Source organism: Brevibacillus sp. JB24b (assembly GCF_051713385.1).
GTDB lineage: Bacteria > Bacillota > Bacilli > Brevibacillales > Brevibacillaceae > Brevibacillus_B > Brevibacillus_B laterosporus.
In genome coordinates, this window is the sequence record NZ_JBNVQV010000001.1 from 1523234 (window position 1) to 1538668 (window position 15435).

Annotated in this window: 16 protein-coding genes and 1 other annotated feature; of the genes, 9 read left to right on the plus strand and 7 right to left on the minus strand. The window is 41.2% G+C overall.

The genetic code is table 11. From position 1 onward, the window contains the following. Window positions 1-40 precede the first annotated feature (40 nt). The 9 genes from ACQV1I_RS07430 (at window position 41) to leuS (ending at window position 8112) form a co-directional block, all read left to right on the plus strand. A complete protein-coding gene (locus ACQV1I_RS07430) occupies window positions 41-568 on the plus strand; it encodes a YqeG family HAD IIIA-type phosphatase (protein WP_094700284.1) in 528 nt (175 codons plus the stop codon). Continuing rightward, the gene (gene yqeH, locus ACQV1I_RS07435) at window positions 547-1686 is read left to right on the plus strand and encodes a ribosome biogenesis GTPase YqeH (RefSeq protein ID WP_094700285.1); all 1140 of its coding nucleotides are present in this window, start codon (window positions 547-549) and stop codon (window positions 1684-1686) included. Before ACQV1I_RS07430 ends, yqeH begins: the two co-directional genes overlap by 22 nt. 86 nt (window positions 1687-1772) lie before the next feature. Beyond that, window positions 1773-2627 (plus strand): shikimate dehydrogenase, encoded by an 855-nt coding sequence (locus ACQV1I_RS07440; RefSeq protein WP_116333217.1) that lies wholly within the window; start codon window positions 1773-1775, stop codon window positions 2625-2627. Next, window positions 2628-2918 carry a ribosome assembly RNA-binding protein YhbY gene (gene yhbY, locus ACQV1I_RS07445; protein WP_018672947.1) on the plus strand — a complete coding sequence of 97 codons (291 nt, stop codon included), beginning with the start codon at window positions 2628-2630 and terminating at the stop codon, window positions 2916-2918. 16 nt (window positions 2919-2934) lie between these two features. Continuing rightward, window positions 2935-3525 (plus strand): nicotinate-nucleotide adenylyltransferase, encoded by a 591-nt coding sequence (locus ACQV1I_RS07450; RefSeq protein WP_116333279.1) that lies wholly within the window; start codon window positions 2935-2937, stop codon window positions 3523-3525. Beyond that, window positions 3506-4075 carry a bis(5'-nucleosyl)-tetraphosphatase (symmetrical) YqeK gene (gene yqeK, locus ACQV1I_RS07455; RefSeq protein WP_116333218.1) on the plus strand — a complete coding sequence of 190 codons (570 nt, stop codon included), beginning with the start codon at window positions 3506-3508 and terminating at the stop codon, window positions 4073-4075. Before ACQV1I_RS07450 ends, yqeK begins: the two co-directional genes overlap by 20 nt. Before the next feature lie 11 nt (window positions 4076-4086). Further along, window positions 4087-4437: a ribosome silencing factor gene (rsfS, locus tag ACQV1I_RS07460; RefSeq protein WP_003338264.1), complete on the plus strand. Its 351-nt coding sequence runs from the start codon at window positions 4087-4089 to the stop codon at window positions 4435-4437. A gap of 9 nt (window positions 4438-4446) precedes the next feature. Then, window positions 4447-5190 carry a class I SAM-dependent DNA methyltransferase gene (locus ACQV1I_RS07465; protein WP_116333219.1) on the plus strand — a complete coding sequence of 248 codons (744 nt, stop codon included), beginning with the start codon at window positions 4447-4449 and terminating at the stop codon, window positions 5188-5190. Between the two features lie 39 nt (window positions 5191-5229). Further along, window positions 5230-5488, plus strand: a binding site (T-box leader). 152 nt (window positions 5489-5640) lie between these two features. Continuing rightward, on the plus strand, window positions 5641-8112 hold the full coding sequence (gene leuS, locus ACQV1I_RS07470) for a leucine--tRNA ligase (RefSeq protein WP_116333220.1): 2472 nt from the start codon (window positions 5641-5643) through the stop codon (window positions 8110-8112). Window positions 8113-8403: 291 nt separating this feature from the next. Here leuS and comER read toward each other — a convergent pair whose 3' ends face one another. From comER to ACQV1I_RS07505, 7 genes are all read right to left on the minus strand, one after another. Then, window positions 8404-9228: a late competence protein ComER gene (gene comER / locus ACQV1I_RS07475; protein ID WP_094700290.1), complete on the minus strand. Its 825-nt coding sequence runs from the start codon at window positions 9226-9228 to the stop codon at window positions 8404-8406. A gap of 443 nt (window positions 9229-9671) precedes the next feature. Beyond that, window positions 9672-11204 (minus strand): solute symporter family protein, encoded by a 1533-nt coding sequence (locus ACQV1I_RS07480; protein WP_094700291.1) that lies wholly within the window; start codon window positions 11202-11204, stop codon window positions 9672-9674. Further along, a complete protein-coding gene (locus tag ACQV1I_RS07485; RefSeq protein WP_094700292.1) occupies window positions 11204-11536 on the minus strand; it encodes a DUF485 domain-containing protein in 333 nt (110 codons plus the stop codon). Before ACQV1I_RS07485 ends, ACQV1I_RS07480 begins: the two co-directional genes overlap by 1 nt. A gap of 74 nt (window positions 11537-11610) precedes the next feature. Continuing rightward, a complete protein-coding gene (locus tag ACQV1I_RS07490; protein ID WP_161555055.1) occupies window positions 11611-11778 on the minus strand; it encodes a hypothetical protein in 168 nt (55 codons plus the stop codon). A gap of 66 nt (window positions 11779-11844) precedes the next feature. Further along, on the minus strand, window positions 11845-12657 hold the full coding sequence (locus ACQV1I_RS07495) for a ComEA family DNA-binding protein (RefSeq protein ID WP_116333221.1): 813 nt from the start codon (window positions 12655-12657) through the stop codon (window positions 11845-11847). Between the two features lie 106 nt (window positions 12658-12763). Beyond that, complete coding sequence (gene asnB / locus ACQV1I_RS07500; RefSeq protein WP_094700294.1) at window positions 12764-14689, minus strand: asparagine synthase (glutamine-hydrolyzing); 1926 nt, start codon at window positions 14687-14689, stop codon at window positions 12764-12766. Window positions 14690-14953: 264 nt separating this feature from the next. Beyond that, a complete protein-coding gene (locus ACQV1I_RS07505) occupies window positions 14954-15385 on the minus strand; it encodes a deoxycytidylate deaminase (protein WP_018672937.1) in 432 nt (143 codons plus the stop codon). Between the last annotated feature and the right edge of the window lie 50 nt (window positions 15386-15435).

A 15435-nucleotide genomic window follows, 5' to 3' on the forward strand; every position in this document is an offset into this window, starting at 1 on the left:
CATGCAAGACCAGTGAACGGTGAACGGGAGGTACGGGCATTTGCTTTTACAGAAGTTAACCCCTAATGAGTATGTGGAATCCATCTTTTCCATTAATATAGATGAACTCCGAAAACGTAACATCAAAGCGGTGATAACTGATTTGGATAACACGTTAGTTGGATGGGACACACCAGATGCTACTCCAGAGGTAATGAATTGGTTTAAGCGTTTGGATGAAGCAGGAATTCAAGTGACGGTTGTATCCAATAATAATAAGGCGAGGGTTTTACAATTTTGTGAACCCTTACAATGCCACTATATTCCGGCTGCGCGAAAGCCTACCAATCAGGCGTTCAAACGTGCGATTGAGATCATGAATGTTCGCATTGAGGAGACAGTGGTTATTGGCGATCAACTGTTTACAGATGTGCTAGGTGGCAACTTATTAGGTTTTCATACGATTTTAGTTGTCCCAGTCAAAAATTCAGATGGTTTTTTTACGCGATTTAACAGGAAAATGGAACGACTTGCCCTGCATTGGATGAGCAAGAAAGGAATGATTTCGTGGTACAACAACAAGAAGTAGATCAGGACTTCGAGGGCCCAATCAGCTGTGCGGGCTGTGGAGTTGAGATACAGACAGAAAACAAGGGGAAGCCAGGCTATGCACCAGCTTCTGCATTGACGCGTGATGCAGTCATTTGTCAGCGTTGTTTTCGTATTAAACACTATAATGAAGTAGCACCTGTAGAGATGCATGATGATGATTTTCTCCGTATTTTAAATGGAATTGGTTCCACAAAGTGCTTAGTGGTTATGGTAGTTGATTTATTCGACTTCCAAGGTTCTTGGCTACGGGGATTACCACGCTTTGTTGGACAAAATCCAATCTTGCTGGTAGGAAATAAAGTAGATTTACTACCTCGTAATATCAATCTTAATCGTGTGAAAAACTGGATTCAGCATGAAGCGAAAGAACGCGGCTTAAAGCCAAATGAAGTGGTTCTCGTAAGTGCTGAAAAAGGAACCGGTATTGATGAATTACTTGCTCGCATTGGAGAATTCCGTAAAGGGCGCGATGTTTATATTGTGGGTGTAACTAATGTAGGGAAATCCACTCTGATTAATCGGATTTTACATGATTACGGAGCGGCTGATATGGAAATTACCACTTCGCCATTCCCAGGAACTACCTTAGATAAGATCGAGATTCCTTTAGAGGATGGTCGTTCTATATTTGATACACCTGGTATTATTAATCGCGATCAGATTGGTCACCTAGTGTCACCAGAGGATCTACGTAAACTTACTCCAAAATCACGGATTAATCCGCGTGTCTTCCAATTAAACGATAAACAGACATTGTTCTTGGGTGGATTGGCACGGGTTGATTATGTAAGAGGAGAACGTCAGCCATTTGCTTGCTATTTGGCTAATGATCTATATATTCACCGTACAAAGTTAGATAATGCGGAAGAAGTGCTGGAGAAGCATCATGGGGAGATGCTTGCACCGCCTTCAGGAGAAGCGGCTAAAGCGTTATTGCCATTCACCCGTTATACGTTAAAAATTGATACAAATGTACCAACTGATATCGTTATTGCTGGGTTAGGCTGGATAGCGCTTCAGGGAAAAGTAAAAGGGGTCGTAGAAGTACATGTGCCTAAGGGTGTAAGTGTCGGATTACGAAAAGGCTTAATTTAATCAAGTCCGTGTCGATCACTTGAACAACAAGCAAGCCCCTTCTTTGCGGAGGGGCTTTTCTAACTTTACTTGGGGGAGGGGTCTTCCTGTTACATAGTAAAACGACAATGGTTGGATTGTTTGGACGTCCTGTGGGACATTCCTTGTCTCCGGTGATGCATAATACGGCTTTTGAACAAAAACAATTGCCCTTTGCTTATGCTGCTTTCGAAGTTAATGATGATCAGATTAAAGAAGCGGTCGAGGCTATTCGAGCTTTAGGTATGCGAGGCGCTAACGTCACTATTCCGCATAAGGTAGCCGTTATTCCGTATTTGGATAAAATTGATCCCTTGGCAGAACGGATTGGAGCCGTTAATACTATTGTAAATGAAGATGGCACCCTGATTGGTTATAATACAGATGGAACAGGGTATGTTCGCTCGTTGTTGGAAGAAACAGGGGTTGATTTAACAGAGCAAGTTGTTACGCTACTAGGTGCTGGCGGTGCTGCCCGCGCAGTTGCATGTACATTGGTAGAACGAGGCGTAAAAGAAATTCGGATCGTTAATCGCTCATTAGAACGTGCAGAATTGTTGGCGATGGCGCTTGGATCTCAAATCCCTATACGTGTATATTCATTTGCTCAAGCGGAGCAAGCGATTCTAGATAGCACTCTTTTAATCAATACGACTTCTATTGGAATGTACCCTCATATTCAAGAAATGCCTGTGGATAGGAAGTGCTTACGATCTGATCTAATTGTAAGCGACTTAATCTATAATCCATTAGAAACACAATTGCTACAGTATGCCAAAGCAATCGGAGCAACTCATCACTCGGGCCTTGGCATGTTTATAAATCAAGGGGCGCTTGCTTACGAATTGTGGACAGGTGAAGCGGCGCCAACTGATAAAATGAGAGAAATAGTGTTGCAGCACTTGCAACAAGGAGGAAATTAAATGTTAACTGGTAAACAAAAACGTTATTTGCGCTCTATGGCCCACCATCTTGCACCTATCTTTCAAGTAGGTAAGGGCGGAGTAAATGAAAATATGGTAAAGCAGATTCAAGAAGCTCTTGAAGTACGCGAACTAATTAAAGTCTCCATTTTGCAAAATAATATGGATGACAAGCATGCAGTAGCAGAAGAATTGGCTACTGGTGCAGGTGCGGAAATGGTACAATTAATCGGTCATACCGTTGTTTTGTACAAAGAGTCAAAAGAGAACAAAACGATTGTGCTACCATAAGGATTAAAGAAAGCATATGAAACGTATTGGGATAATGGGTGGCACATTTGATCCTATTCATAATGCACATTTGTTAATTGCAGAACAGGCGAGAGAGCAGGCAAAACTTGATGAGGTTTGGTTTATGCCTGCTCATATTCCGCCCCATAAACAACAGAAAAAAAATGTGGCAAACGCTACGCACCGAGCAGAAATGGTACGACTAGCGATACGTAATCATCCACAGTTTCGGATCACGACGGTAGAGTTGGATCGAAAAGGTCCTTCTTACACCGTAGATACTATGCAACAATTGGTGGATTTACATCCTGCTTACCAGTTCTCATTTATTATTGGAGGGGACATGGCAGAGATGCTACCACAGTGGCATGCCATAGAAGAGTTGGTGAAGCTGGTACGTTTTATTGGGTTTCATCGGCCTCATTTTGCACCGCAACCTTCAAGATGGACAGCGTATGTGGATTTTATCGAGATTCCGCTTTGGGAGCTTTCATCTACGTATATCCGCGAACAGATCCAAATTGGAAAAAGTATTCGCTATCTTGTTCCTTCAGCGGTGGAATGCTATATAAAGGAGAGCGGGTTATATGCAGCTGATCCAACATAGAGAAGCCTTGCTTAAGCAGGTTAAAGCCCAAATGCATGAAAAGCGTTACCAGCACACCTTAGGCGTAGCAGAAGTAGCCAAAGAGCTGGCCGTTCGTTACGGAGCAGATCCGATAAAAGCTGAGTTAGCGGGATTGTTGCATGATTACTGCAAATGCTGGGAGATTTCTCGGTTGCGGGATTATCTGCTTCGTTATGATTTATCACAGGATCTGCTATCAGGAGATAAAGAATTATGGCATTCTTTTGTAGGAGCGATTGTGGTACAACAGGAGTTACAGATACAAGATGTTGAGATACTGCAAGCGATTCGTTATCATACGACAGGACGTGAGAACATGTCCTTGCTGGAGAAAATCGTTTGTCTCGCTGATTACATTGAACCCAATCGCAATTATCCTGGTGTAGAGGAGATTAGATGCCTAGCAGAGCAGGATTTGAATCAAGCACTTGCTCTTGCACTCGGAGGAACGATACGTTTTTTAATTGAAAAAAAACAGCGGGTATATGCGCTCACATTGCTTGCTTATAATGATCTTGTAAAAGAATGAGGAGGCCTTTCATGGTACAATTAGACAATCAATTACTTCAACTAGCATATAAAGCGTGTGAAGATAAGAAAGCAGAAAATATTGTGGTACTCGACATCCATACAATTTCCGTTATGGCAGATCGCTTCATCATTTGTCACGGTAACAATGAGCGTCAGGTACAAGCAATTGTTCGCGAAATTCGTGATCAGGTGCACAAAAATGGGTATAATATTCGTGGAATTGAAGGGGAAGAGCAAGGTCGTTGGGTATTAGTTGACTGTGGTGATGTAGTTGTTCACGTTTTCCATAAAGAAGAGCGTGATTTCTATAATCTAGAAAAACTATGGTCTGATGCACCTCGCGTCACTGTAGAAGTGTAGGAAAAGGCTATGTCATATACGCATTTAGCTACAGTCTACGATGCGTTGATGGCGGATACGCCTTATCAGGACTGGCTGGATTGGGCGGAGGACTATTGGCAGATACACGGTAAACCACAGACAATTCTTGACTTGGGATGTGGTACAGGCAGTATTGCCATTCCTCTAGCCCAAAAAGGCTATCAGGTAACAGGTGTTGACTTGTCGCCAGAGATGCTTGCAATTGCCTATGAAAAAATGAAAACAGCGCACGTTGATGTAACGTGGCTTGAACAGGATATGACAGAACTCTCAGTCAGCCCGATTGATTCGGTCATTTCATTTTGCGATTGTCTTAGTTACGTTACGGAAAAAGAAGCTGTGCAAGCTACGTTTCAGCGTGTCTACCAGCATATAAAACCAGGTGGAACGTTCCTTTTTGATGTACATAGTCCTTATAAAATTCTCACCTTTTTTGGAAATAACACGTTTACACATGTAGATGAAGAGATTAACTACATCTGGCAATGCTATACAGATGAAGAGCGATTAGAAGTGGAGCATGACCTTACTTTCTTTATTCGTTTAGAAAATGGATGTTATCAAAAACGGGAAGAAACACAATACCAAAGAGCCTATCAGCCAATGGAGATCATATTGTGGTTACGAGAAGCTGGCTTTGAAGAAATTAAGCTTACTGCTGATTTTGTAAATCTCCCGCCTGTTGCTGAAAGCGAACGTCTATTTTTTTCAGCCAAACGTCCTCATGATTGACATGTTCCGGTATAAACGACTATAATCGACTCATATATGAACAAAGCGATAATGAGGCCTAGTACAAAGGCTAGATCTGGTACAAGAGAGTTGACGGTAGGTGCGAGTCAACCCGATTCTTTTGGAACTCCCCTCATTGCCTTTTTGCTGAAAGACTTTAGTTGTGTAGGCAAAAGCGTCTGTCCACGTTACGGAAAAGGAAGGGAGCAGGGGACTGGGTAACGTTTCATAGTGTTAAACAGTTGCTTTGCTAACTAGGGTGGTACCGCGAGAAGAAAAACAACCTCTCGTCCCTAGCAGCTTTTTCGGCTGTTAGAGATGTGAGGTTTTTTTGTGTGTCTTAGTAGCGACGGTATTTGTCTGCTGATGATAATAGACACGGGTAACCTTGTGAACATGATTTTAATGTAGAATAAGGATTTGTGAAAGAGTAGAAGGAGGATGTAGCAAATGTCTATGCCGTACAATCCACAAGAGCTGGAAGTCAAATGGCAGAAAAAATGGAACGAACAACAAACAAACAAAACGGTGGAGGATTCCTCCAAACCTAAATTTTACTGCCTTGAGCAATTTCCGTATCCATCTGGGCGTTTGCACATGGGTCATATGCGTGTATATTCAATCGGGGATGTTATTGCTCGTTTGAAGCGTATGAATGGTTTCCAAGTATTGCATCCAATGGGATGGGATGCATTCGGTCTGCCAGCTGAGAACGCTGCGGTTAAATTCGGAGCACAGCCAGCTACATGGACATATGAAAATATTGACTTTATGAAAATGCAATTAAATCGTCTGGGTGTAAGTATTGATTGGAGTCGTGAAGTGGCGACTTGCTCCCCGGATTATTATAAATGGACGCAATGGCTATTTTTAACCTTCCTAGAACAAGGGCTTGCATATCGCAAGCGTGCTTTTGTAAACTGGTGCCCAGAATGTTCAACAGTACTTGCGAATGAGCAGGTTATTGATGGTTTGTGCTGGCGTTGTGATTCAGAAGTGACTAAGAAGGATTTGGAACAGTGGTTCTTTAGTATTACTGATTATGCGGAACGTCTGTTGACTGACTTAGACAAATTGACTGGTTGGCCAGAAAAAGTACGCACGATGCAAAAAAACTGGATTGGGAAAAGCGAAGGGGCTAATGTCACTTTCACAATTCCAGAGCTAAATGACGAGCAAGTAAAAGTATTTACAACCCGTCCTGATACGCTGTATGGCGTAAGTTATATGGTATTGGCACCAGAACATCCATTAGTGCCAAAATTGATCGCTGGTAAAGAGCAAGAAGCCTCTGTGCTTGCTTTTGTCGAAGAAATGAAGAAAGAGAGTGACATTACTCGCACAGCGACTGATGCTGAAAAAGTGGGTTTGTTCACAGGAGCATACGCAAAGCATCCACTAACTGGAGAGCAAGTACCGATTTGGGTAGCCAACTATGTACTGCTTGATTACGGAACAGGTGCTGTAATGGGTGTACCAGCTCATGATGAGCGTGATTTTGCATTTGCGAAAAAGTATGATTTGGCGATTAAAGTAGTTATTAATCCAGAAAATCCAGAAATCCTTGCTGAAGAAATTGGTGTCGATGCCGCTTATACAGAAGATGGCACATTGATGAACTCTGCTCAATTTGATGGAATGCCAAACCGAGAAGCGATTAAAGCGATTGCTGATGTACTGGAGCAACAAGACAAAGGCGGATTGTCTACCACTTATCGTCTACGCGATTGGCTGGTTTCTCGACAACGCTATTGGGGCGCTCCTATCCCAATCATTTATTGTGATAGTTGTGGCGTAGTTCCTGTACCAAAAGAACAACTTCCTGTGTTATTACCAGAAGATGTAGTCATTGATGGAAAACGTAATCCTTTGACTAGTTCTGATGAATTCCTGAAGACGACGTGCCCAACTTGCGGTGGCACTGCAAAACGCGAGACAGACACGATGGATACCTTCATCGATTCTTCCTGGTACTATTTACGATACACAGATGCAAGCAACAATGAGCTGCCTTTCTCTAAAGAGAACGCAGACAAGTGGATGCAAGTCGACGAATACATTGGCGGTATTGAGCATGCGATCTTGCACTTGTTGTATTCCCGATTCTTTACTAAAGTGCTACACGATGCAGGGATGCTTTCCTTCGATGAACCATTCCGTAGCTTGCTAACACAAGGAATGGTATTAAAAGACGGTGCTAAAATGTCTAAATCAAAAGGCAACGTCGTAAGCCCAGATGAAATGATCGAGAAGTATGGAGCGGATACGGTTCGTCTGTTTATTCTGTTCGCGGCTCCACCTGAACGAGACCTAGATTGGACAGATACTGGAGTAGAAGGAAGCTTCCGTTTCTTGAACCGTGTATGGCGTCTGGTAGAGAGTAATCAAGAATTGTTCAAAACTCCTTATCAAGTAGCAGCGAATGATGATGCAGCCAAAGAATTGTATCGCACCACGCATCATACCATTAAGAAGGTAACAGAAGATATTGGTGAGCGTTACACCTTTAATACAGCGATCAGTACGATAATGGAGCTAGTTAATAAGATGTACAGCTATCCAGCAGAAGCAGACCGCGGTACCTTTGCTTTTGCAATGGAGAGCCTTGTCATTCTACTTGCGCCAATCGCACCACATATCTCCGAGGAAATGTGGCAACAATTGATTGGTAAGACTAGCAGCGTACACATGCAGGAATGGCCAACGTTTGATCCACAAGCACTGGTACTGGATGAAGTGGAAATCGTCATCCAAATCAATGGTAAAGTACGTGACAAGCTGGTAGTTGCTAACGGACTTAGCAAAGATGAACTAGAGAAGCATGTACTTGCTCACGAAAAAGGAATTGCCCTTATTGACGGTAAAACAGTACGTAAGGTAATTGCCGTCCCAGGTAAGTTGGTTAATATTGTAGTAGGTTAATCATCTGTCTCATGTAAAAAGGCAAGCCTCTTCTCCTGATGCTAGAAATTAGCAGAAGGAGGGGGGCTTTTTTCCTTTGTGGATTGTGGACACTCTTTCATTCCTCTATTTACCTATGTACATGTAATAAGTAGTTCATAGTAGATCATATTGAAATGTAAGATGAATAATCGAGGTCAATAGATCAGATTCCACGTAACAAAGTCCCCATGCTACTAGTGTCAGGAGTACGTAATGGATTAGTGACCATCGCGACTATCTATGGTTACAAATGATTCTTTCAATATTGGACTACCGATGTTCCAGCTGTTCTTTCAGTTCATGTTGATCTTCTTCAAATTTCTTTTGTGTAATGCGGAACACATGATGAAATACACCAGGTAAGGAGCCTTGTAAAATTCGTAGTCCTTCTCCTGTAATTCCTCCTGGTACACAGACGCGTGCCTGTAGCTCTGGCAAGGTAAAATGACCTTGTTTTAATAACTCAGCTACTCCAATTAGCATTTGTGTTGTCAAATGAACGGCTGTTTTATGGGGTAGACCAGTTTCTTCTTCAGCAGACCGAATTATTTGTTGCAGTGTATAGCTGAGAAAGGCAGGTCCGCAACTGGCTATATCTGCTGAGATTCGCAAAAACGGAGCCTGAATTTCCAAGGGTAGACCTATATGTGATAGAAGCTGGAGCAAACGTTCTTTTGACTCATCAGTGGCAGAACTGCCGTATTCGAGCAATACAAGACCACTTAAAGCTTGATTAGTGATGCTTGGAACTGCACGTATGACCTGACAAGGGACTAAATTCTCCAGGTCTTCTACCACTATAGGACTGGTAATTGTAACTAAAACCTGTTCACTGGAAAGAGCAGAAGAAAATTCGGCTAATGCTGTTCGATATTCTTTTGGCTTGACACATAAAAAAATAAGATCGGAATTAGCAACGACATCAACATTGTTCGTAGCGATTTGCAATCCTGGAAATTGTTCTTGTAGAGCTGACAATTTGTGTGAAGTTCGATTATAGGCTCTTATTTGATTGGGTAGTACAGCCTGAGAACGAATGAACGATTGTATGAGCATCCCCCCCATACTCCCAGTTCCAATAAAACCAAGTCGCATGATAATCCCTCCATACTTCTTTTTTGTAAAGAACTGTACAAGCAATGCATTTTCGTTCTAAAAGAGGTCTTTATATCTTATGTGGTAAAGGAGGGGTTCATGTTTTTTTAAAAGAGGTAAGGTTTATATTTTCATAACAAACCTACCCAATAAAATAACAAGAATATCTTTCTACGCTATAAATTTTCGCAATTGTTCCAATAATAATTGCACTAAAAAAGAAAAATTCTGAAATGTTCATAAAGAACTCCTTTTAACGATAACATAACAACATTGGAACTGGGAACTGAGATTCGTATGAAGCCCAGTGGAAAAAAGAAGGAGGTACATTTCCTTCGTTAGTACATGAGTATTAGAATAATTTGCATGGCAGGATGTTAAGAAAAAAGCTGTGCACGAGAAGGATGCCAGCTTTTTTCAAAATGCTATTGAGGCAGTAGCATCTATGCTTGTTCTTTGATGCCTGTGTTTGCTATTACATAAATCTCATCAAACTTGGCAGCATCCTGCTTTTTAGATAAGAAGGTTCCTAAAAATGCTCCCAAGAAACCTAACGGAATTGAAATAATACCTGGATTTGTTAATGACAGGAGAGGAGTACCAACTAGAATTGCTTTACCAGGAGCCCCCCAAATATTAGGACCTATAGAGACGATGACAAGGCAGCTCATCAGGCCAACCAAGATACCACTAATTGCACCCGCAGTGTTAAATCTTCTCCAAAAAATAGTAAAGATAATTACAGGGAGATTGGAACTAGCCGCAACCGCAAAAGCAAGAGAAACAAGGAAAGCTACGTTCATTTTTTGAGCGAACAAGGAAAGGATAATAGAAATAATAGCAACCCCAACAGACGCCCAACGTGCTACCGTCATCTGCTCCTTTTCCGTTACTTGACCTTTACGTAGGATGTGCGTGTAAAAGTCATGTCCAAAAGCAGATGCTGCTGATAAAACTAATCCTGCGACTACAGCTAATATAGTCGCAAAAGCAACAGCTGAAACAAAAGCGAATAAGATGTCTCCACCTAATACTTTTGCGAGTAGAGGTGCCGCCATATTTCCTCCTTTATCCGCCGCAAGGATGCTTTCATGACCTACGAAAGCAGCAGCACCAAAGCCAAGGAAGATTGTCATGACATAAAAGATTCCGATAATCCATGTGGCATAAACTACAGAACTACGGGCAGTAGGAGCATCCTTCACTGTAAAAAAACGAATGAGAATGTGTGGCAAACCGGCTGTCCCCAGCACCAGTGCTAAATTTAATGAAATGGTATCCAACCCATTGGTAAATTTGTTGCCGGAATGTAAGAATGTTTCCCCTAATGGTGTTGCTGTCTGAATATGATTGAACATAGCACTGAAGCTAAATCCAAATTTTGCAAAAACAATTAGCGAGATAATAAAGGTTCCACTCATCAGAAGAACCGCTTTAATGATCTGTACCCAACTTGTTGCTGTCATACCACCAAATACAACATAGATAGTCATCAACGTACCAACAATTAATACAGAGGTTGTGTAATCTAGATTAAGTAAAAGCTTTATAAGTCCACCTGCACCTACAAGCTGTGCAATCATGTAAAAAATGCTTATGGTAATGGTATTTAGTGCTCCTACTCCACGTACACGCTTATCATTAAATCTGGCAGCTATCATGTCTGCAAAAGTATATTTCCCAAGATTGCGTAACGGTTCTGCCACGATATATAGAACGACAAGATAGGCGACCAAAAATCCGATGCTGTAAAAAAATCCATCGAATCCAAATAAGGCGATCATTCCTGCTATCCCAAGGAAAGAAGCCGCAGACATATAATCACCAGCGATTGCCCAGCCATTTTGCCAACCAGTTAAACCACCACCAGCTGTGTAAAATTCGCTGGTTGTATTTGTACGTTTAGAGGCAAAATAGGTAATAACTAAAGTACCTAATACAATGAGTAAAAAGAGCGAAAAGGCTAGTATATTCATTACATTTCCACTCCTTTTCCTATATCTTGTTTGATTTCTTCAACCATGGCGTCTAGCTTTTTAGCTTTGCTAGAATAAAGCATACAGAGCACCCATGTCATGATGAATTGCGCAAAGCCAAAAATCCAAGCCCATGTTACTGCGCCAATCGCTGGTTGGTTTATGGAAGGTACATATGAAGTCAGAATGGGTAATAGAAAATAAAAGATGAAGAAAAAGATCGTCATAGGTAATACAAATCCATTTTTTTGTTTCATTAAAATTTGAAACTTAGTTGATTTAGCTATTTCCGTATAATTTATAAGACTGGACTGATTCTTTTGATTTGACATACCATCCCTCCTTAATGTAATTGTAGAGGTGTATGTAGCCGTAGTTGTGTATAGGAGCAATGAACGATCTTCTCTCATGGCATACATAATTGTTTCAGGATCAATGACATACATTTAAAGGCTAGATGAAAGCGAATTTCCCGATCTAATAATTGGCGAAACAGGGGGATATGTGTCAAGATAAAAGTCAATACCAAAAGAAGCCCCATCCGATCTACCAAAACAAGTGTTAATTGCTCCACGGGTGATCGTCCCCTCACAAGCCTTGTTCCTTCTATTATACATATGACTGAATATTCAGTAAATATTTATTCGCAAATTGCAACCTTTTTTATTTTTTCAAAGGTCTTCTTACCTATACCCGAAATTTTCATCAAATCTTCTAGTTTAGCAAAGCCCTTCTTATCGCGATAGGAAATAATATCTTCTGCTCGGGTTTTCCCGACTCCTGGTAATTTCATCAGTTGTTCCAACGTAGCGGTTTTTATATTGATTTTATTAGATGAAGATGGAGGTGAAGAAGCTGGCAAAATGGTTTGGAGAGGCAAGCTGGGTTGAAGAAATGAATTAGCAGGTTGGTTAGGGTAAGCGGTGGCTGACTCTTGTAAAGTAGGAACATATAAAACCATTCCATCGGTTAGCTTTTGTGCCAGATTAACTCGTTTTTGATCAGCTTGTGCTAAGAAACCACCAGCTTTTTGAATAACATGCATGACTCGTTCATTTAAATCAAAAGAATATAAACCAGGATGTGTGACAGCTCCTTTAACATCAATATAAAATGAATGATTTGAGTCACTTATTCGCTCATCTTTAGCAAGAGAGGTATCTATAGCTAAAGAGTCCCTTGTATCAGACAGTATCTTTTCTTCAGAATTCTCTTTTTTACCTGTGGTTGTCTTATTGCTTACCGTAGAATTTTTTAGTTCAGGTTCTATTTGCTTAGTTGCTTGTAATTCGGTCTTTGCAGCGCTTTCCTTTTCTGCAAAGGCAACAGGAGTAAGTCCAGACACAGTGCTTGATTCGTCAGTGGGGTATATCCAAAAGCTAAGACCAATAAATAAAAGGGTAGCACTCACAAAGATCCATTTTCGATAACGATCCCACAATTCCATAACCATTATTATCGCTCCTTCACATCTTTAAGGACATCGTATAAAAAGATAGAGGGGAGTGCAAAAAAACCTTTCAATCTAGTCGATTGAAAGGTTTCGAGGTAAGAAGTTACTATCTGGCTATGCTTGATGCATTATTTTGCTTGCGAATTTGAACGGCAGGGCTTACATAGGGTTGGAAGGAATACTTCTGTTCGATAAAGATCTGATGCCACAGCATAAAGATTAGAATGGTCCAGATCTTACGGCTATAATCACCGTGACCTTCCTTATGTTCATCTAGCATGTACAAAACATAAGCTTTATTAATTAAATGATCTACTTTTGCTTCAAAAATCAATTCTTTCGCCCATTTGTAGAATTCATTCTTTAACCAATGACGGGTAGGAACTGGGAATCCAAGCTTTGGACGAGTTTTGATTTCAGGAGGCAAAAAGTCCTTCATTGCTTCTCTTAAAACATGCTTGGTTGTACCTTCTGCAATCTTGTATTTGGTCGGAATGGTCGCTGCGAATTCAAATACCTTTGGATCGATGAACGGTACGCGCAACTCCAGAGAGTTTGCCATCGTCATTTTGTCAGCTTTCATTAAGATGTTACCGCGAAGCCAAGTATGGATATCTAAATACTGCATTTTGGTTACGTCGTCATAACCTTGGACACGTTGATAAATTTTTTGGGTGATATCTAGTGGAGATTTGTAATGGGAAGCATGTTTAATATTCTCCATTACTACTTTCTCCTTAATCTCTTCACTGAAGATCATAGCATTTCCAAAGAAACGCTCCTCAACGGTTTTAGAGCCACGAATCAAGAAGTTTTTCCCTTTCATGCTATCTGGAAAATGTTCAGCAACGCTACGCATGGAGGATTTCATCCAGTCTGGCATATGCTTAAACATCCGAAGGGAGTGAGGCTCACGATAGATGTTATATCCACCAAAGAATTCATCTGCCCCTTCACCAGATAGCACAACCGTAACGTGCTCGCTAGCCATCTCTGCTACGAAATATAGGAGAATAGCGGATGGATCTGCTACTGGTTCATCCTGATGCCAGATGAGACGAGGTAATTCCTGCAGATAACGCTCTGCATTCATGGTGATCTCGTGATGCTCTGTACCTAGATATTCTGCCGTACGACGCGCGTAATCTAGCTCACTGTATCCTGGGATATCAGAGCCAATCGAAAAGGTTTTGACTGGTTCAAACTTACGTAACATGCCCACGATACTACTGGAGTCCACACCACTGGATAAAAATGCACCGCGAGAAACCTCACTAACTCGGTGTTTATCTACAGAATCTAGCAAGATGGAGCGGGTACCTTCTACAAAATATGAGAATGGCTTACTTTCATCCGGTTCAAAGTGAACGTCCCAATATTGTTCAATTGTTATCTTATCATCTTGAATGATAAAGAAATGACCTGGAGGAATGCGATATATTCCTTCATACATTGTCTCAGGGTCAGGAACATATTGAAAGGTTAGATAATGATAGAAACCTTGTTGATTGACTGCACGAGGTACACCTGGCAGTTCAAGTAAGCTCTTTATTTCACTGGCTACAGCAATTGAATCTGCTGTTTCCGTGTAGTAGAGCGGTTTGATTCCAAAATGATCACGTGCTCCGAACATAAGTCGTTTACGGCTATCGTAAATAGTGAAGCCAAACATACCACGAAGCTTTTTCGGTGCATCAAAGCCAACCTCTTCATACAAATGAAGAATGGTCTCAATATCTGAATCGGTTTGGAACACGTGACCTTGTTCCTTTAACCATGTCTGTAGTTCTTTGTAGTTATAAACTTCTCCGTTACCGATAATCCAGATATCTTTTGTCTCATTAAACAAAGGCTGATGACCGCCAGTAACATCAATGATGCTAAGACGGCGGAAGCCTAATGCAATATTATCTTCTACATGGAAACCATCGTCGTCAGGACCGCGGTGCAAAATCACGTCGGTCATTGCTTTTATCGTTTCTAGTTGTGCAGGTGCTTGATGCTTATTGAAGAACGAAACAATTCCACACATTCTCTTAGACTCTTCCTCTCACAGGGTGGTCCCCTGAAAATACACTATCTTAATCTAACATGGATTCCAAGCAAGCGCAATGCGACAGTTGACTCGATTAAAGTAGGGAGGGTGGACAAAAAAATCTGAACGGTAACCTTGTATTGTTTTTTCGTTTCTCCTAAAAATCATCACTTTTGCTCGAATGGAAAAGCCTCTATATCTTACTTATAAACAAAAAATAGGTCCTCTTATCAGAAAGAGAACCTATTTCGATAACGTATTTTAATTGTTTCTAGCGTCCGAAAAAGGTAGGTGAACGACCTCTATACCTTTTAGGAAATGCTCATTCCATTTATTGGCATATGCATGACGGTACACGATCCGTGCGATACCTGATTGAGCAAGTGTCTTAGCGCAATTTTCACAAGGTTCATGTGTGACGTAGGCGGTAGCTCCCTTCAGGCTATCACGATCTGCATGTAAAACACTGTTAACTTCGGCATGCACTGTTCGTACACAACGTCCTGCTTCATTAATCAAACATCCACCATCATCACAATGATCATGACCATGGATGGAGCCATTGTAGCCCGTTGCAATAATATGTTTATCCTTGACAATTACGCTACCCACATGAAGGCGGGGGCAGGTGGAACGGCTGGATACCTGATCGGCAATATCTAGGAAATATTCATCCCAACTTTTTCTCGCCATGTTGCTTCTCTCCTTTGACACCAAACACTGTTCTTACTACTATGTATTAT